Source organism: Streptococcus sp. cx1, from assembly GCF_052384325.1.
Taxonomy (GTDB): Bacteria; Bacillota; Bacilli; order Lactobacillales; family Streptococcaceae; genus Streptococcus; species Streptococcus salivarius_G.
Map to the genome: position 1 here is coordinate 42,367 of NZ_JBQSUN010000008.1, position 17,960 is coordinate 60,326.

General features: G+C 39.5%; 14 protein-coding genes. 10 read left to right on the plus strand and 4 right to left on the minus strand.

Going from position 1 to position 17,960, the window contains the following annotated elements; genetic code table 11:
• The first annotated feature begins 6 nt into the window (after positions 1-6).
• The 5 genes from ligA (at position 7) to ACT170_RS09940 (ending at position 6,939) form a co-directional block, all read left to right on the plus strand.
• The gene (gene ligA / locus ACT170_RS09920) at positions 7-1,965 is read left to right on the plus strand and encodes an NAD-dependent DNA ligase LigA (RefSeq protein WP_444818268.1); all 1,959 of its coding nucleotides are present in this window, start codon (positions 7-9) and stop codon (positions 1,963-1,965) included.
• Positions 1,966-1,974: 9 nt separating this feature from the next.
• Positions 1,975-2,988, plus strand: a complete 1,014-nt coding sequence (locus tag ACT170_RS09925) for a diacylglycerol kinase (protein ID WP_004183144.1) — start codon at positions 1,975-1,977, stop codon at positions 2,986-2,988.
• A gap of 122 nt (positions 2,989-3,110) precedes the next feature.
• Positions 3,111-4,136, plus strand: a complete 1,026-nt coding sequence (locus tag ACT170_RS09930) for a hypothetical protein (protein ID WP_038676603.1) — start codon at positions 3,111-3,113, stop codon at positions 4,134-4,136.
• 78 nt (positions 4,137-4,214) lie between these two features.
• Positions 4,215-5,204, plus strand: a complete 990-nt coding sequence (locus ACT170_RS09935) for a helix-turn-helix transcriptional regulator (protein WP_022496795.1) — start codon at positions 4,215-4,217, stop codon at positions 5,202-5,204.
• A gap of 106 nt (positions 5,205-5,310) precedes the next feature.
• Entirely contained in the window at positions 5,311-6,939 is a 1,629-nt protein-coding gene (locus tag ACT170_RS09940) for a hypothetical protein (RefSeq protein WP_038676601.1), read from the plus strand.
• 37 nt (positions 6,940-6,976) lie between these two features.
• On the opposite strand, the gene ACT170_RS09945 is transcribed toward ACT170_RS09940, so the two are convergent.
• Together ACT170_RS09945 and ACT170_RS09950 are read right to left on the minus strand one after the other, a co-directional pair.
• A complete protein-coding gene (locus ACT170_RS09945) occupies positions 6,977-7,456 on the minus strand; it encodes a QueT transporter family protein (RefSeq protein WP_013991025.1) in 480 nt (159 codons plus the stop codon).
• Between the two features lie 72 nt (positions 7,457-7,528).
• A complete protein-coding gene (locus tag ACT170_RS09950; protein WP_002884246.1) occupies positions 7,529-8,356 on the minus strand; it encodes an exodeoxyribonuclease III in 828 nt (275 codons plus the stop codon).
• 548 nt (positions 8,357-8,904) lie between these two features.
• Between ACT170_RS09950 and ACT170_RS09955 the strand changes: the two genes are divergently transcribed.
• Together ACT170_RS09955 and ACT170_RS09960 are read left to right on the plus strand one after the other, a co-directional pair.
• Positions 8,905-9,954, plus strand: a complete 1,050-nt coding sequence (locus ACT170_RS09955; protein WP_022496799.1) for an LLM class flavin-dependent oxidoreductase — start codon at positions 8,905-8,907, stop codon at positions 9,952-9,954.
• A 95-nt stretch (positions 9,955-10,049) separates the two neighbouring features.
• Complete coding sequence (locus ACT170_RS09960; protein ID WP_129852021.1) at positions 10,050-10,802, plus strand: DUF4767 domain-containing protein; 753 nt, start codon at positions 10,050-10,052, stop codon at positions 10,800-10,802.
• An 83-nt stretch (positions 10,803-10,885) separates the two neighbouring features.
• On the opposite strand, the gene tehB is transcribed toward ACT170_RS09960, so the two are convergent.
• Complete coding sequence (gene tehB, locus ACT170_RS09965; RefSeq protein WP_444818269.1) at positions 10,886-11,764, minus strand: SAM-dependent methyltransferase TehB; 879 nt, start codon at positions 11,762-11,764, stop codon at positions 10,886-10,888.
• Between the two features lie 778 nt (positions 11,765-12,542).
• A complete protein-coding gene (locus ACT170_RS09970) occupies positions 12,543-13,865 on the minus strand; it encodes a matrixin family metalloprotease (RefSeq protein WP_118189195.1) in 1,323 nt (440 codons plus the stop codon).
• Between the two features lie 213 nt (positions 13,866-14,078).
• Between ACT170_RS09970 and ACT170_RS09975 the strand changes: the two genes are divergently transcribed.
• The 3 genes from ACT170_RS09975 (at position 14,079) to ACT170_RS09985 (ending at position 17,796) form a co-directional block, all read left to right on the plus strand.
• Complete coding sequence (locus ACT170_RS09975) at positions 14,079-14,816, plus strand: LytR/AlgR family response regulator transcription factor (protein ID WP_201041672.1); 738 nt, start codon at positions 14,079-14,081, stop codon at positions 14,814-14,816.
• 310 nt (positions 14,817-15,126) lie between these two features.
• Positions 15,127-16,305 (plus strand): sensor histidine kinase, encoded by a 1,179-nt coding sequence (locus ACT170_RS09980; RefSeq protein WP_444818270.1) that lies wholly within the window; start codon positions 15,127-15,129, stop codon positions 16,303-16,305.
• Between the two features lie 111 nt (positions 16,306-16,416).
• Entirely contained in the window at positions 16,417-17,796 is a 1,380-nt protein-coding gene (locus ACT170_RS09985; RefSeq protein WP_073685867.1) for a hypothetical protein, read from the plus strand.
• Positions 17,797-17,960: the final 164 nt, after the last annotated feature.

The following is a 17,960-nucleotide window of genomic DNA, read 5'->3' on the forward strand; positions in this document are numbered from 1 at the left end:
GTTCCTATGGAAAAACGAATGAAAGAGCTGGTTGCTAAACTTAACCAGTATGCAAAAGAGTATTATACGGAAGATAATCCATCGGTGTCAGACGCGGACTACGATAAGCTCTATCGTGAGCTTGTAGCTTTGGAGGCTGAGTACCCTGAATATGTTCAAGCAGATAGTCCTACGCATCGTGTGGGAGGTCTGGTCCTTGATGGTTTTGAAAAATATCAACATGAGTATCCGCTTTATAGTTTGCAGGATGCTTTTTCACGAGAAGAACTAGATGCCTTTGATCAGAGAGTGAAGGCTGAATTTCCTAATGCTGATTATATGGCTGAACTCAAAATTGATGGTCTCTCTATCTCGCTAACCTATGTGGATGGTGTTCTCCAGGTAGGTGCGACACGTGGTGATGGTTCTGTCGGTGAAAATATCACTGAAAATGTCAAGCGTATCTCTGACATTCCTCTCAAGTTGGACCAACCGCTTAATATTACCGTTCGTGGAGAGTGTTACCTGCCACGGGCTGAGTTTGAACGCATCAATATCCAGCGTCAGGAGAATGGTGAAGCCGAATTTGCCAATCCACGTAATGCTGCAGCGGGAACCCTTCGTCAGTTGGATACCAAGGTGGTTGCGGAGCGTCGTTTGGCGACTTTCCTTTATCAAGAAGCCAGTCCAACGGAACGTTTGACACAAAATGATGTCTTGAATGAAGTGGCAGAACTAGGTTTCTCTGTTAATCCACGACGTATTGTCACATCCTCTATGGATGAGATTTGGGACTTTATTCAAGCTGTTGGACAGGATCGCGATGACTTGGCTTATGATATTGATGGTGTTGTTATAAAGGTCAATAGTTTAGCCATGCAGGAGGAATTAGGTTTTACAGTCAAGGCACCACGTTGGGCCATTGCCTATAAATTCCCTGCTGAGGAAAAGGAAGCAGAGCTTCTCTCAGTGGACTGGCAGGTAGGTCGTACGGGTGTAGTAACGCCGACTGCTAATTTGACTCCGGTGCAATTAGCAGGGACAACCGTTAGTCGAGCTACCCTTCATAATGTGGATTATATTGCTGAAAAAGACATTCGTATCGGGGATACCGTTATTGTCTACAAAGCTGGTGATATTATCCCTGCAGTACTTCGTGTAGTAGAAAGCAAGCGTACAACGCAAGAACCGATGGAAGTACCGACGCAATGTCCATCTTGTGGCAGTGGTCTCTTACATTTTGAAGATGAAGTTGCCCTACGTTGTATTAATCCTTCTTGTCCTGCTCAGATTAAGGAAGGCCTCATCCATTTTGCCTCTCGTGATGCCATGAACATCGCAGGTATGGGACCTTCAGTGGTTGAAAAGCTCTTTAAAGCTGAGTTGGTTAAAGATGTGGCTGATATCTATGGTTTGAACAGTCAAGATTTCCTCCAATTGGAAGGTTTTAAGGAAAAGTCTGCTGAAAAACTTTATGCAGCCATTCAAGCCTCAAAAGAAAATTCTGCAGAGAAATTGCTCTATGGTTTGGGTATTCGTCATGTCGGTGCCAAAGTTAGTAAGCAGTTGCTAGAAGCATTTGGAAGTATACAAGAGTTAGCAAGTGCAGATGTCGAGGCAATTGCTGCTGTAGATGGTTTAGGAGAGGTTATTGCCAAGTCCATCCAGCGCTATTTTGCCAAGGAAGAAGCTCAGGTTCTTCTTAAAGAACTGGAAACCTACGGGGTTAATTTGGCCTATCTTGGGCAAAAGGTAGCAGATGATGCCATCCTATCTGGTAAGACAGTTGTTTTGACAGGAAAATTGGAGCATCTTAAACGTAGTGAAGCAAAGGAAAAACTAGAAGCTCTGGGTGCTAAGGTGACAGGTTCTGTCTCTAAGAAAACAGATTTAGTAGTTGCTGGTAGTGATGCCGGAAGTAAGTTGGAAAAAGCACAAAGCCTAGGAATTGACGTAAAAGATGAGGCTTGGTTGCTGGATTTATAGGAGTTCAATATGAAACAAAAACGTGCCCGCTTAATTTATAATCCAACATCTGGACAAGAAATTATGAAAAAAAATGTTGCCGAGGTCTTGGATATTCTGGAAGGTGCTGGCTTTGAAGCGTCAGCCTTTCAAACAACACCAGATGAGAACTCAGCAAAAAATGAGGCCACTCGTGCGGCTAAAGCAGGCTTTGACTTAGTCATTGCTGCAGGTGGCGATGGAACAATCAATGAGGTTGTTTCTGGGATTGCCCCACTCAAAAATCGCCCACAAATGGCGGTTATTCCAACGGGGACAACAAATGACTTTGCACGCGCTTTAAAGATTCCAAGAGGAAATCCTGTTGAAGCAGCCAAGGTTATTGCTAAAAATCAAACCCTTCAAATGGATATTGGTCGTGCCTATGCTGATAAATACTTCATCAATATTGCAGCTGCGGGTTCCTTTACGGAACTAACTTATAGTGTGCCTAGTCGCTTAAAGACAGTCCTTGGTTATTTGGCCTACCTTGTTAAGGGGGCAGAGTTGTTGCCACAAGTTAAGAAGGTTCCTGTCCGCATTACGCATGATGAGGGTGTCTTTGAAGGTGGCCTTTCCATGATTTTCGTTGCCTTGACCAATTCAGTTGGTGGCTTTGAAACGATTGCCCCAGATGCTAAACTGGATGATGGTAAATTTACACTAATCATGGTTAAGACAGCAAACCTCTTTGAATTGGTAGACCTTATTCGTCAGGTTCTCCAAGGTGGTAAACACATCTACGACAAGAGAATTTCCTATATCAAAACGAGTTCGCTGTATATTGAGCCTCAGGGGAAAGATCGTATGATGATTAACCTAGATGGTGAATACGGTGGTGATGCACCTATCCAGCTTCAAAACCTTAAAAATCACATTGAATTCTATGCTAATATTGATGAGATTTCAGATGATGCCATCACTCTTCCAGATACAGACGAATTGGCCCTCGAAGCCATCGCACAAAAATTCAGTACAGAAGCTGAAAAAATCGAGAATGACTAATGTTAAACCTTTAAGCAACCTAAGACAGGTTGCTTTTTAAGTATATCTGTAGAAAATGACGCTTTCATTTGTTACAATAGATAAAACTGGGAAATTGTTATATAGAATATTTAGAGGAGTAGATGTTTAATAAAGAAAGTAAACGTTATTTAAGTGATGATCATCGAAAGAATGGTGATCAGGTTTTCGAGTCGGCTTTTAGTAATCAAGGGCCAGAGTTTGAATCTGCTTTTCAGGAGGAAAAAGCTGAAAAGCGACATTTCTTTTTGACCTTTGTTTTGCCATTGATACTCTTAAGTGTGAGCTGGATGTCGGTCTTCTTATCTTGGAGGTATAAGCCGATAATACTGTATCTAGCTGTAATTGTGGCTTGTTTTGTCCTTGCTATCATTCTCTTTAGAATGGGACAGAAGCTAGGTAGATTTCTCTTTGCCGCAATCGTGCTTGCCCTGATTGGATTATCCTTCTTTGCAACTTTAGGTGGTTCTGTCTATCGAGGCGCTATGAAAAAATACAGGCTGATCCAACAAGTATCCCAGTCAGAACTTGATGAGGAGAAACCCGATAGTGATGATCCAAAAGACTACGAAGATAAGTCTGCGATTTATAACTGGACGGAAGAAGATTTTGAAAATCTGAAACCTAAGGCTGATACTTTACGTTGGATTATTGAAAGTCATGGTAAGGGCAATTATGTCGAGATGGAATCCAGTGGTCTCAAGGTGAGATATGACCGTGGAGATGGCAATGAGTATATTGATCTCTCTTTTGTGAAGGACGAAAAGAGACGCTTTGTTTATGATGGTGGAACAGCGACTTATCCACTTGATGGCGTCACTGAAGTTGATAACTATAGCAGTAATTGGACTGAAGAGCAGATAAATAGCTTACGTACCAAAGACCAAGCTTATCTTGGACCAATAACATCCTTGTCTGAGGTAGTGAGGGAACATCCTCAGGCAAAAGGGGCCTGGAGAAGTATAAAGGTCCATTCATCAGGAATCATGCATAAGTCAGTTGATCTTAATTACACTGATCAGAATAGTCCTATTGAGAAAGCACAATTGTTAAGACTCTCTTTTGAGTACAACGAAAAGAAAAAGGACTATTATTTGAGCTATAATTCTGTGGCTCGTCGCCATTGGTAATGGATCATCTATGATAATGAATAACTAGACAGCAATTTTTTAGTAATAAGAGGTTTGATTATAAAGGGGGATTTTATAATGACAGCATCAAAAACCAAACGTCTCTTGTACTTTATGTCCGAATTGGAAAAGGGAAATGACATTTCAAAAACGGATTACCTCGCTCGCTTTGGCATAAGTGAGCGTACGCTTAAAGAGGATGTGAGTGAGCTCAAGGAGAATTTGACTGAACTCCGGCCAAATATGAAGGTTAAGTATTCCAGAAAATACGGTTCCTACCATGCCCAGTATGAACAAGGCTATGGTAACCTTAAATACAATCAGGCAGTTATCCTATCTAAGATTCTTTTAGAGAGTCGAGCTCTTCGAAAGGATGAAGTAGCAGAGATAATCAACATCTTTGTTGAGAGGGCTGTAGACGACAAGGAGCGCAGACGTATCAAGCGATTGACTGAGCTAGAACTGGATAGTTATCAAGAACTTAAGATTTATCAGGAACAAGATAAGTCACTCTTACCAGCTATTTCAGCCATTTTCGATGCCATTGTGGACCAACGTCCATTGTCATTTAGTTACCGTAAGCCAGGAGAAAAAGTGGAGGAATATAAGGTCTTTCCAATTTCAGTCATTTTTGACAACCATTATTTCTACTGTATTTCTTACAAACTGGATGATAACTTTACTTGTGATTATCAGTTCTCTGAAATCCGTTATTTCCGTGTGGATCGTTTCCAGACCATTCATAAATCCGAAAATGATTTGGCTTTCACGCTCAGTCCAGAACAAAAAGACTGTCTTATTACAGATGAGCAGGTGCGTTATCAGGCTTTCTCAATGCTTTCTGGTAACGAGTGGGCTCGAATTACCTTTGAGTATAAAGGACTTTACCGTGATGTCTTGGAATCCGATATTCCAAAACTAAAATTGCTTGAGGAAAGCACTAGTGATGGTATTGATCAGGTCCGCTATGAGATTGAAACTTTTAGTTTATTAGGTTTTCAAAAGTATATTCAACGCTTTGATGGGGATTTTGTGTTCCTCAAGATTGAAGCAATAGATAACAAATGAAAAAGGCCTTCGGTTATCCGAATGCCTTTTTAAATCTGACAAAAATAGTACAATTGTGTTAAAATAGGAGTACGGAAACGTTATCATTTCCATAAGGAGGGAAAATATGAAAGAAAAGAAAAAAGAAATGCAAAAACAAGTCTTAAGTCTTTTAGGAATCTTGATTTTTGCTTTTGTCAATGTGTTTATCTTTGATAATAAGATGGGCGCTGGTTTTTCTGCCTTCTCAACTATCACCCTGATGAGTATTGGACTTTTGTCTAAGCGCACCAGTCTGCGAGTTTTGGCCATTATTTCCTATCTCATCAATGTGGTAGCAGCCGTTTTTGGCTTCAACTACGTTGGTTTTCTAACAGCAGTTCAAGCCATTGAACTTATCTTCGTTATCTGGTATCTTTACCCACGTGACACGTTTTTGAGGCGAGATACAACTGATAAATACACTTACCGCTATCGTTGGATTCATTTGCTCTTGACGGTTTTAATCTCAATTGGAGGTTATATCGTTTTTACAGTTGTTTCTAGTATTTGGAATGGTTCCTTCCTAGAATACGGTGGGAACACAGCTCTCATCTTTGCCATGCAATATTTACTCTTTTTGAGTATTACCAAGTCAAGGGAAGATGAACCGACCAAGGTTGCTCATTTGTTCCAAAAGGAACGCCGTACTAAGGAAATGAAAGCGGCAATAGAGGCTGAACGCCAAGCCAAAGAAAGAGCACTTGCACAAGCCTTCGAGGTACCTTTAAAGGCACCTAGTCAAACGGCTGCAAAATTTGGTAACAATATGATCAAATTTGCATCTGTCTGGCTTTTGGTGATGGATATGTCCATCTTGGCTTATTTCTTCCGTCCAAATGATGTTGGTTTCGGTTTTGGCGCCTTCTTTGTACTCTTGACCATTGTCTTGTCCTTGATTTTCAAATCTGAGGAAGACAAGGAGGATGTTTTCTCTATCATCTATCACAAGGTCCGTCCGATCCAACCTATTTTCTTCATTTTACTTTTGATTGCCCATGCGCATAAGTTCAGCTACGGTGCTGCTTACGCTCTCTTGTTCTCAGCTGCTTATTTCTTCTGGGCTATTAACAAGATTAATATGAAGACCCTCTTGACCTTTACAGTCATCATTTATTTCTTCCCAGTCTTTGGTTACCTTTCTAACCCATACCGTCTGGGTGCTGAAAACCTTAAGATGGTAGGTGAACTGGTGACAGATCGTGAGAAGTCTAATACCTTCTATCTCGGTCACTATTGGTCACTTCTAGGTCTCCAGAGTGATGGTGAATATGAAGGAGTCCCTACTTCTTGGCAGGCTGCTAAGTTCGCTGACATTCAGACATTCTCTGATGATAGTGACATTACTTCAGGTGTTTTCCAAGTGAATAGCCACAATGATTATGATTATGATTTGCATTTAACAAATAACAAGGGCACCATTGAAGTCACAACTGGCTCTGGAAAAGATAAGAAAGAATACCAGTTCACTGACTTTGCCAGAACTTATTATCGATATGAAAAATTGAAAAAAACGGATAACCAAAAGCGTTATAAAGATTTTTACAAGGTAGGTACTGTTTCGACTGAGTTGGGAACTTATAATCTTTACCTCGAAATGAATCAAGATTGGGTTGATGAGTATCAAAAAGATCCTACTAATGTTGACTACCGTTTGCTTATCTCTGGTGACAAATTGACACCAAAAGAAGCTTACGAAAAAGCTTTTGATTACTAAAAAATATCTCTGCACATTGCAGAGATATTTTTGTTTGTCAGTCTTTATATCCTCGTTTAGCCAACTCTCGTACAAGGACAGCTCCCAAGATTGAAGGAACTAATTGTCCCAGGAGGAGATTAATAACGAGAGCAAAATAAGGAAGTTTGAGCAAGGCACTAAGCCAGATTGGTACCACTAAAGCAGGAACGAGTAGGATTGGAAGGATGATGAACCAGCTAGATAACTTGGCTTTACGGATGAGGTAGATGCTACCAGTTGTTAAAAAGCTAGCACAGAAACCACCAACCACGTCAATCAATCCCAAACCTCCAAAAGAGTTTGCGATGGCATTAGCCAGACTAATTGGGAATACCAAAAATGGGAAGATGTAGGTTAATCCATATAAAGCGGTGGCCAGACGCATCTGAACCGCACCAAAGGAAATGGCTTGAGACACAAAGAGGATAGCGATGTAAAGAGCCATCATAATAGCTGACAGAACGAGCTTTTGAGTGGTATTAAGTTTGGTTTTCATAATTTCTCCTTAATTGGGCATAGTAAAAGAGTAGCAGTTCTACTCTTTTTGTGATTTAGGTCTAGAGTTATTTTATAAATCAATCTCTAAGACAATAGGTGTGTGGTCTTGGCGATCACCAGAGTCAATCATGTCTGATTTTGTGACCTTATCGGCAATACGGTTTGAAGTCAACCAGTAGTCGATTCTCCAGCCTGTATTGTTGATTTTAGATGTTTTACTACGTTGGGCCCACCATGTGTAGGCTCCTGTAACGTCGCCATTGAGGTGACGGTAGGTATCGGTGAAACCTTTTGCAAGGAGGTTAGTGAAACCAGCACGTTCTTCATCTGTAAATCCTGGTGAACGACGATTACTTGAAGGATTAGCCAAGTCGATTTCCTTGTGGGCAACATTGTAGTCACCAGTCGCAAGAACTGGTTTCTGAGCGTCCAATTCAGCTAGGTAATCCGCATATTTTTCGTCCCAGATTTGACGTTCAAGCAGACGTTTGAGGCCATCACCAGCGTTTGGTGTGTAGACCTGTGTCACAAAGAAATTGTCAAATTCGAGAGTGATGATACGTCCTTCACAGTCCATGGTTGAAGGTGCTCCGATTTCAGGATAGGTAATGACTGGATTCAGTTCTTTTTTATACAAGAACATGGTTCCAGCATAACCTTTACGGGCAGGTTCAACAGATGAACGCCAAGTATTGTCATAGTCAGGGAAATAGTCTTCCAAGATTTGCAAATGCTTTTTAGTCGGACCTTTAGCAGACAGTTTTGTCTCTTGAATAGCAATGATGTCTGCATTTTCAGCGACCAAGGTGTCGATAACAGCGCGTGATAATTGAGCACGTGCAGAATCACTAGTAAGGGCGGCATTTAGGGAATCAATATTCCAAGAAATTAATTTCATGTGTACAGTTTCCTTTTTTGAATCTTTCCTATCTATTGTAGCAGAAAATAAGGTGTCAGGCGAGTTATGGGTTTGATAAGGGAAGCTAGGAGGAGTATACTTATCTTAGATTGAGAGGTACATATTAATGAAAAAGCAATCCTACATTTATTACTTGTTTTGGGTGCTCTTGTTGATACAAATCATTCTTACCATTATGGCTAGTCTGTCACAGGGAATTATTCTTCCCCTTGCCATTTTTCCAGGGATGAGTCTCTTCTTTCTATTTTGCTTAAGGTATCTCTTGCATTACAACCTTAATCAATCTCCCTCGGAACCCTTATTTGTCCTTCGTAGGAGTGGTCTTGGAACTAGTTTAAATCCTAGAAATCCCCTAGGCTATAAGCTTAGTCTCCTAGTGGTCATGGGTGTTTTAGTTCTCCTTTTCTGCCTAACCCTATTAGCCTTTCTTGGAAAATAGAGTCTTAGGCTTTTTTATTTGTATTTATCACTAGTTAGCGATAATGTTATTCTCATAACAAATAAAAGAATTACTGGAGGAAAGATTTATGACGATTGAACTTGGCATTTCAACTTTTGGAGAGACAACCCTCCTAGAATCAACTGGAAAAGCTATCTCTCATGACCAACGTATTAGAGACCTCGTTGAAGAAATTGAATTGGCGGATCAAGTTGGACTAGACATTTATGCGATTGGAGAGCATCACCGTGAAGACTTTGCGGTATCGGCACCGCAAATTGTTCTTGCAGCAGGTGCTGTGAATACCAAGAAGATTCGTTTATCTAGTGCAGTAACCATTTTGTCGTCTATTGACCCGGTTCGTGTCTATCAGCAGTATGCAACCATTGATGCTCTGTCAAATGGTCGTGCAGAAATCATGGCGAGTAGAGGTTCTTTTGTTGAGAGTTTTCCACTTTTTGGCTATGATCTTTCAGACTATGATGAACTTTTCAATGAAAAACTAGACATGCTTCTGGAAGTGAAAAAGCAAACGAATTTAACTTGGCAAGGTAAGCATACTCAATCTGTTGACAATCGCCCTGTGTATCCGCGAGCAGTCCAAGATGATTTTCCATTATGGGTAGCGACAGGTGGTCACATTGAGTCGACCATTCAAATTGCGGAAAAAGGTCTGCCAATTGCCTATGCTACAATTGGAGGAAATCCAAAGGCCTTTGCAAAATTAGTTGAGGTTTATAAGGAAATCGGTGCTCGAAATGGTTATTCGGATGAACAACTTAAGGTGGCTGCCCATTCTTGGGGTTGGATTGAAGAAAATAATTTCCAAGCGATAGAGAATTATTTTTATCCAACAAAACAAACAGTGGATAACATTGCTAAGGATCGCCCGCACTGGTCTGAAATGACTAAAGAGCAGTACTATGCTAGTGTTGGACCAAACGGAGCCATGTTCGTTGGGGACCCTGCTCACGTTGCTCAAAAAATCATTCGTATTATTGAGGATTTACAGCTAGATCGCTTCATGCTTCATCTCCCAATTGGTTCTATGCCACATGAAGATGTTCTAAAGGCTATTAAACTTTATGGTGAAGAAGTGGCGCCGATTGTTCGTCGTTATTTTGAAAATAAAGGGTAATTGGTTGAAGGTAGACCTCAAGTTCTCTCTACTATTGTCATCATCACTGTTCTATGATAGGATGGAAGATAATTGATAAAGAGAAGAGGAAAATTATGCGAAAGCTGTCAGAAGCAGAATGGATAAGTCGTTTTGAGCAAGTTCAAGGGCGGAAACCGAAACCAGATGAACTACAATTAGCTTATCAGTCTGGCCTTATTGGAATCTCGAAAAATTATAATTATATCTATATTCTTCTGGGGGCTCTAGTAGCAATCGTAGTTGGCATTGGCTTGACTCTAGTCTCTAGTTCAATGAAGAACGTCAAACAGACCAAGTCATCTGCCACAGTGGCTAGCTCGATATTCTCATCGACAGAGAAGGCTAAAACCACATCAAGTCCTTCATCGAGTGAACATTCGAAGACGAATGAATCTAGCAGTGCAAGTATTGATACACCAGATGCTAACCACGCCAAGGAGGCTTACACTGAAAATCCACGTTGGACCAATGATAAAGCTAGTCGACTTGCTAGTCTGATGGTTTCTTGGGGCAATCAGATGAATCAGCCTGGATACAAAGAAATCACCAATGAGGCTTCTTCTTTGCCTATCCGTTGGATGTCGGACCATAACCAGACTGTGGATGCTACTTATGCTGCAAATGGTAATAGCAGTTCTGAGTATACCATTGTTTCCGTTTACGAGAGATGGGAAAATGTATCTGTTCACCGTTATTTCTTTACCATCAAAAAAGATGGAACTCCCTTTGTGCTTTATTCACCAACTACCAATGGTGGTGTCTATTATGTCAAAGAAACAGAAAATGCAGACCTTAAATCAGGATATGCAGACATTGTAAACAATTAAAAAACTAGGAATCCGACTGGGTTCCTAGTTTTTACTTTGAAGACAAGTCAAGCTGTGTTCAGCTCTTCTACAGTCATTCGCTCTTATTTAACCTTCTTAGCTAACATGGTTGCAAATTGAAGGGCGATGGGATTGCCATATTCATCCAAACGGTGAAGGTGACCAAGATTTTCATTATACTTGACTAACTCCCAGTCACTATAATAATTTTTCAACTCTCCCTCTTCAAACGTAAATGGGAAAGGCATGGTACAAGGGTGTTCATCGGTATCCATGGCACAAACAATCAGATTGTAACCACCTACGACAGTACGCTCTTGCATATTCTTGATAATAGCCGGAATTTGATCGGGATCAAGGAACATAAAGACTACTGTTGAGAGGATGAAATCAAAGGTCTCAGACTCAGGAAGAGCAGCAGCATTGATATCGTAGTAGCCAGCTCTAACATTGTAATTTTCCTCATCTGCAATCATTTGGATGCGTTGTGTAGCTTCGTTATTAACATCAACGGCTGTAACATCATGTCCAAGAGATGCCAAATAAAGAGCGTTACGGCCATGACCACAGCCTAGGTCAAGGGTACGACCAGGTTTGATATGGCCAGATTGGACTGCTTCAAGAACCTCGGAATGGGCTTTAGTATCATACTTTTTAGCCATGTAGTCTTCAGGTTTACAGTAAAAAGAAAGATAGCATTCCAAATCATCTGAAGCAGCAGCGATGCGATGCCAAGCTTGTGGTTCAACAAAAGGAATCTCTGTCTCGGGGGTAAAGAGGTGCTCGGCAGTAACCTCTCCCTGTTCGTCTAATTCGTAGAAGTGAAGAGATCCCGATAGAATGGTCAATTTAGCCCAAGTTCCTACCTTAGTATTGTGTTTTTGCGTCACCATTTCCGGAAGTGTTGTAGCTGTCCAGTTTGGTAAACGTTTGTAGCAAAGAAGTTGCTGATCTATAGTCATTTTATGAGTTCCTTTCAAACGGTATGGCTCTATTATAGCAAAAGTATAGAAAAAGAAAAAAGGCCTAGCCGGGTGAGCTAGACGATTTTCTTGTGAGAGATCTGATAATCTAGGAATGGGGAAAAGTGTTTGGGGAAGATAGGTATAAATGTTAAGAAGGGTTCCTAGACTATTTAGAAAATGTTTATGAGAACAATAAGTTTTAAATGATAAAACATTTATCTATAACTCATTAGGTCTCTCTTTACATTATCTATTGTACCAAAAAAAATCAGAGAAAATTTACATATTTTTAAAATATGTAAGAAAAAATCATGAACAGTCATTTTCTGATCTTGAATGGTAATTTTGTGAGAATTATTTTGAACGATTACTAATCTACTAGGTTAATATCAAGGCCTATGTGCTTTAGATACAATAAAAAACGCCTAGCTGCTGTTGCTAGACGTTCTTTATTAGGAGAGATCTGGAAATCTAGGAATGGGGAAAAGTGTTTGGGGAAGATAGGTATAAATGTTAAGAAGGGTTCCTAGACTATTTTTATTCTGTTTATGAGAATAATGAGCTAAAACTAACAAAGTTGAGTTTTCTAACTCATCCGGTCTCTCTTTACATTTTCTATTTTACCAAAAAAAATGGAGAAAACTTTACACATTTTTAAAATATGTAAGAAAAAATCATGAACAGTCATTTTCTGGTCTTGAATGGTCATCTCACTTGTATAAAAAAAACAGAACCTGATAGGTCTGCTTATAAATTATAGTGATGGTGTAAGAACTTAAATCTTGCTATAGAGCTTCTTAACATTGTTAATATCAACTGGTTGGATACTTGTCTTACCACCTTTAGGTTCCATTACAGAGGCAACAGCACTGTTGTGCTCAAGTCCAATTGAGTGGCCTAATTCGTGTTGCGCAGTGTTAAGGAGTTTTCCACCATTCTTTTGATAATAATTGTTTTGAACATGGAAGGTGTTCAAGTAAACAGTAGCATTACTATATTGCTTAGTTGGGAGGTAGTAAGTAGAGTAGGTAACCCCAAGAGGAGCTGCCACATTACCTTCATAACGTTCATCAGCAATGATGTTAGCTTTTTGTTTATCGTTAGTGAGCAAGAAATTAAAGGCACCAGTGTTATTCCAAGAAGTGATAGCTTGTTTGTAGGCATTCACGATTTCAGGATTCTTCGCATTGATGAAGACTGTTGCTTCCTTACTTGACCAGTGAGGAGTGTCGTAATTCTCTTTTACCAGTTCGTTATTCTTTTGCCATACTTGAGCAACTCGGTCCACTGGTTTAGCAGGTTGGATAGGAGTAGCTTTAGGAGCTGTAGGTTTAGTGACAGTCGTTGTTGGCTTCTTAGGTTGTGTCGTTGTAGAAGGCACTGGCTTGTTTACAACAGTTGTTGGTTTCTTAGGTTGAGTTGTAGATGTTGTAGGTTTGTTAGCGACTGTGGCTGGTTTTTTAGGTTGACTAACAGCAGGAGTTGATTGTTTAGGTTTTGTTGTAGCTGTTGTCGTGGGCTTTGTAGAAGGTGTTAATGGTTTTGGAATATAAGTAGATAGAATCTTATGAACGTTACCATTATTAATTTCTGTTGACACCCATGTAGCACCATCTTTTGACCAGGTTTGTGCTTGAGCGACAGTTTCGGTTTTTGGTTCAGAGTGATTTTCTACAGCCTTATGATTGCTATCTGTATTTGTCGGAATTCTAGTCTCATAGGTTTTGCTACCAGTCTGGCTGTCGACAGTACTGCTAGCTGTTTGACTATCTTGTTTCAATTCCTCAAAAGTCGGAGTATTTGTGGGCGTTTGTTCATAGTCATTTTCATGTGTATGAAGATCATCTACAGAGGTATGTGACACAGTAGTCACAGTAGTAGGTGTTTCACTAGATACACCTGTTTGAGTGATGGTATTGGTATTTGTAGTTGTTTCAAGTTCAGAAAATGTCATAGCCTGGTTAGGATCTGAAACATAGGTTTGATCCGCAGAGGCATGCTGAGGATTTCCCACAAGAAAAGCACTAATGATACCGACAGTTGCAAGGGTTAAGATGGTCTTTGTCTTAGTCCCTTGCGTTTTAAAAGAACGTAACATAACTTTCTCCTTTTTAATATAAAACAAAAACAGTTCTCATGATAACATCTAAAAATGAAGACAAAGTGACAAGTAGATAACAATTGTTTTATAAATGAAATGAGGTGAGTTAAAAAGACTTTATGCTGTAAAAAAAGGAATAATATCCGATTAATTATGATAAAATGTTAAATAGGTATATTAAAGTATATTAGAAAGAAAGAGGGAAATAAGATGCTTTCTATTATCGTCCTTGAAGATGATGCCTTGCAGCGTCATCGTGTTAGCCGTTTATTGGACGAAGCAGTTGAGGAGTCGAAGGCCGTTGTTGATGGGATTACCTTTTATGAGCAGGGTCAGGACTTGTTAGATGCTGATAGAGGTTCGGGTAAATCCATGGTTTATCTTTTGGATATTGACCTTAAAAATCAAACGAAGCAGGGACTAGATATTGGGCTTGAAATCCGTAAGGAGGATTTGAAAGCACAAATCGCTTTTGTTACAGCCTACTCTGAGTTTATGCCCTTGACCTTCCGTTATAAGATTCAAGCTTTGGACTTTGTTGATAAGTCTATGGAAGATACAGATCTTAAGAGAGCCTTGGTAGAACTTTTAGATTTTGCGTATTCGCAGGTTGAGCAAGAAACCAAGGCACAGAGTCTGACGGTAAAAACGGATAAAAATGATGTTAACATTCCTTATGATGACATTTTATACATTGAAACAGCCCCTGTGCCACATAAGTTGATCGCTCACACCAAGTCAAACCTAGTAGAATTCTATGGAAAAATTGCAGAAGTAGCGAAATTGGATGATATTTTCTTCCAAACGCATCGCTCTTTTGTTGTCAATGTGAGTAATGTGACAAGTGTGGATCGTACGGCTAATATGGTCTTCTTTGAGGGAGACGAGTCCTGCCTCCTATCGCGGACACGTAAAAAAGAACTTTTGGAACGATTGAAAAATCGTTAAGGCTCAGATTTTCCCCTTCTTCTCTAATCATTATTGAAAGTTTTCTGAAAATCGAGATAATTATTTAATTTTATCTCATATAATAGCAGGAAGTGTGATAAAATAGTAATGTGGCTTTTTACTGCTTATTTAAGATTACTAGAAGGAGGTGGCTAACCATTAAATGATGCTCAATTTGCAAATTGCATTAGAATATCTTTTGCATTTCATTGTCATACAGTGGATCTACGAAAAGACCAGCTTGGTCAAGGTACAACGTATGATCCTTCCTATTGCGTTCCTGGTTGAATGTATAGGGGGAATACTGGGGATGTCATATAATGTCGGTTTGTCCTTTATGACACCGTTCTACCTTCTTTTCTATGCCTATTTCTATGGCAAGGAGAGAACCACCAATATGTTGGCTTTTTATGCCTTCTATCCTCTAGTTCTCTATCTGTTGATTTTTAATGGTTATGCCTACTTCCTGATGCCAGGGTTCGGCATCACATCGGATTTTCTAAACAGAAGTTATCTTTATTTCATTTTCTTTGACCTTTTAATTATTCCAACATTTGTCGCTCTATCCAAGCTCCTTAACATTGATTTTAAATATTTGAGGGTCTTAGAGCGAGATCGTAAATTTGGTCGGATTATGTTTTTCACTAACTTTATCTTGATTGGCTATGTGATTTTGAACTATTCTGTCGTCGTGGCCTCGCGATTTTTTGCCTTGTACTATGCTGGACATGTGATAACCTTAGTGGGGTTTGTAGCTATTTTTTATGCTGTTTACAAGGTTAATAAATATGCAGATGAATTCTTTGAAAATGAGCGTAGAAAAGAAAATCGACGTCACTTGGATGATTTAGAGAAGTATTCTGAGCAGGTCGAAAGTCTTTACGAAACGCTACGCAGTTTCCGTCACGACTATACTAATGTTATGATTTCGCTTAATGAAGCCATCCAGATGAAAGACATCGATCAAATCAAGATGATTTATGATAGTGTCTTGAAAGATTCGGCATCAGATTTGAAGCAGCAAAAGTTTGATTTGGCAAAATTAACTCGTGTGACCAATATGCCACTTAAGAGTCTTTTATCATCTAAAATGGCTGAGGCTTTTGATAAAGGTATTCAATGTCATGTGGAGGTTGAAGAGGGGGTCTTCTTCACAGATATGCGTCCACTCGACTTGATTACAATCATATCAATTCTTTGTGATAATGCTATTGAAGCTACTGTATTAGCAGATAAACCAAAATTATCTATTGCTATCTTTAAGATGGAAAATCAATCAGTTATTGTTGTTGAAAATTCAACTAAGGAAGCTTCTATTGATGTAGCTCCTTTGAAACAAAGAGGATTTTCAACGAAAGGAACAGGTCGTGGTTTGGGCTTAGCAAATATCGAGGAGATTCTCTTCAGATACGACAACGTCACGCTTGAAACAGAATCAGCACAACACCGTTTTGTTCAATTATTGTCTATTACACCAAAAGAAGATTAATGGGGACTTAATAAGAATTTTTAGAATTCTTGTTAATCCCTATTTTTATGTTAAAAAGTATGGTAAAATAGGGAAGTTAATCATGTGTTTTTTAATTCAGGGGGATTTATTATGTTGAAAGACGAATGGTTAGAGTACTTTGAGGCTGTTAATGGCCGAAAACCAAGACCAATCGACTTCAAAGAGGCCTTGGAACGAGGAGAGTTTGTTCTCTCTGAAGGTACAGAGGCTAACCAAGTAGCTGATCAAGGTGAATCAGCAGCTGACCAACAGTTTGAAGAAGGAACCGCAACCGCCAGAGCACTAGCTCAGTCTCAGAAAGAGCGTGACAACGCGCAAGAAGCTATGGCAAATGCGGCCCAGGAAAAGAGAAAGGCCCTATCTCAAGAGACTGTTGGTCAAGTAAGAACCATTCAGTCGGGCCGTCAGGCTGAGGATATTCAAAAGGAAGAGGAACAGCGCAAACGCGTCGCAGAGGCTAAGGAACGTTTGGCAAGTTATGCGCCAACTCGTCCAGATGCAGGAAATCATTCTGTTAATACCTCGAATGAACCTAATCAAGCTATTCCAGTTTTCAGTAACCAAGCACAGCATCTTGGATTATCTGAGGATTTGACAAAACTTGATCGTAAGGAAGAAAAGGCAGCTAAGAAGATTGCTCGTCAAGCTGCTCGTGATAAGAAAAAAGCCGAAAAGCTAGCTGCCAAAGCTAAATCTAAGGAAGAACAGACAGTTGCCAAGTTGGAAAAGAGATTGGAAAGTCAGGTTCGTCTTCTAGAAACGATTCAAAACGCTAATCAAAAGTCGCAAAAGGCCAAAAATTGGGGCAAAGGAGCCTTGATTTCTAGTCTTGTTGCTGTTGTTTTGATGTTGCTTGTCGGTGGTGTATACGGTTTTTGGCGTAATGCTTCGGGGAACATTGAGGGAACTTGGGAATTAAAATCGTCTAAGGTCTTGGACGAAAATTCTGGTAAGTTAACCAATGCTCTGAAAGAACATGAAGATAAAGATGAGATTTACGTCTCTTTCCTTAAAGTTGATCATTCTAATAATTTACAAACGCATTCTTACTTCTATAAAAAAGGTGAGGAGGATCAGCCTACTTTTACAGCTTCAGATTATTTGAAGGAATATCAAGTTGTTGATCAGTGGAATAAATCTATTACCTATACTAAAGAAGTTTCAGAATTTAAGCGTGAGTTGACTAAAGTTGTCTCGCAACTTTATCCAAATGCAGATAAGAATCTAGTAGATTACTATATTTCGGATAACGTAGATAACTACCGACTCTACCGTAAAGGAAAACGCACCAAGTCTTATACTGTAAATAAAGATACCATGGTTGTTTCTACATACAACGAGGATGGCAAGTTGACTAGTCGTGATACTTATGAGAAAGTGTCAAAGGCAGCGGCTAAGAGTTTAGAAGCTCAATATGCTGAAGCAAAAGTAGCTTATGAAAAAAATCATAAGACCACAACTAAGAAATAGTCTAAAAGGAAGTTAGAGTCAAACTCTAATTTTTTTTTGTAGAAAATTTAAGTCTGTCAAGTTTTTTTCTTGACACATAAAAATTATATGTTATACTAGTTAGGGTCGAGGGGCGATAAGAGCCCTCACCATAATAAAAAAACTAAAGAAAAGAGATATTAAAA

Excerpts from the sequence above, each read along its gene's own strand:
- ACT170_RS09945 (WP_013991025.1), bottom strand. The coding sequence starts at position 7,456 with ATGAAAACCAAACTTAATACCACTCAAAAGCTCGTTCTGTCAGCTATT.
- ligA (WP_444818268.1), top strand. The coding sequence starts at position 7 with ATGGAAAAACGAATGAAAGAGCTGGTTGCTAAACTTAACCAGTATGCA.
- ACT170_RS09955 (WP_022496799.1), top strand. The coding sequence starts at position 8,905 with ATGACGATTGAACTTGGCATTTCAACTTTTGGAGAGACAACCCTCCTA.
- ACT170_RS09930 (WP_038676603.1), top strand. The coding sequence starts at position 3,111 with ATGTTTAATAAAGAAAGTAAACGTTATTTAAGTGATGATCATCGAAAG.
- ACT170_RS09960 (WP_129852021.1), top strand. The coding sequence starts at position 10,050 with ATGCGAAAGCTGTCAGAAGCAGAATGGATAAGTCGTTTTGAGCAAGTT.
- ACT170_RS09950 (WP_002884246.1), bottom strand. The coding sequence starts at position 8,356 with ATGAAATTAATTTCTTGGAATATTGATTCCCTAAATGCCGCCCTTACT.
- ACT170_RS09940 (WP_038676601.1), top strand. The coding sequence starts at position 5,311 with ATGAAAGAAAAGAAAAAAGAAATGCAAAAACAAGTCTTAAGTCTTTTA.
- ACT170_RS09970 (WP_118189195.1), bottom strand. The coding sequence starts at position 13,865 with ATGTTACGTTCTTTTAAAACGCAAGGGACTAAGACAAAGACCATCTTA.
- ACT170_RS09925 (WP_004183144.1), top strand. The coding sequence starts at position 1,975 with ATGAAACAAAAACGTGCCCGCTTAATTTATAATCCAACATCTGGACAA.
- ACT170_RS09980 (WP_444818270.1), top strand. The coding sequence starts at position 15,127 with ATGTCATATAATGTCGGTTTGTCCTTTATGACACCGTTCTACCTTCTT.
- ACT170_RS09975 (WP_201041672.1), top strand. The coding sequence starts at position 14,079 with ATGCTTTCTATTATCGTCCTTGAAGATGATGCCTTGCAGCGTCATCGT.
- tehB (WP_444818269.1), bottom strand. The coding sequence starts at position 11,764 with ATGACTATAGATCAGCAACTTCTTTGCTACAAACGTTTACCAAACTGG.
- ACT170_RS09985 (WP_073685867.1), top strand. The coding sequence starts at position 16,417 with ATGTTGAAAGACGAATGGTTAGAGTACTTTGAGGCTGTTAATGGCCGA.
- ACT170_RS09935 (WP_022496795.1), top strand. The coding sequence starts at position 4,215 with ATGACAGCATCAAAAACCAAACGTCTCTTGTACTTTATGTCCGAATTG.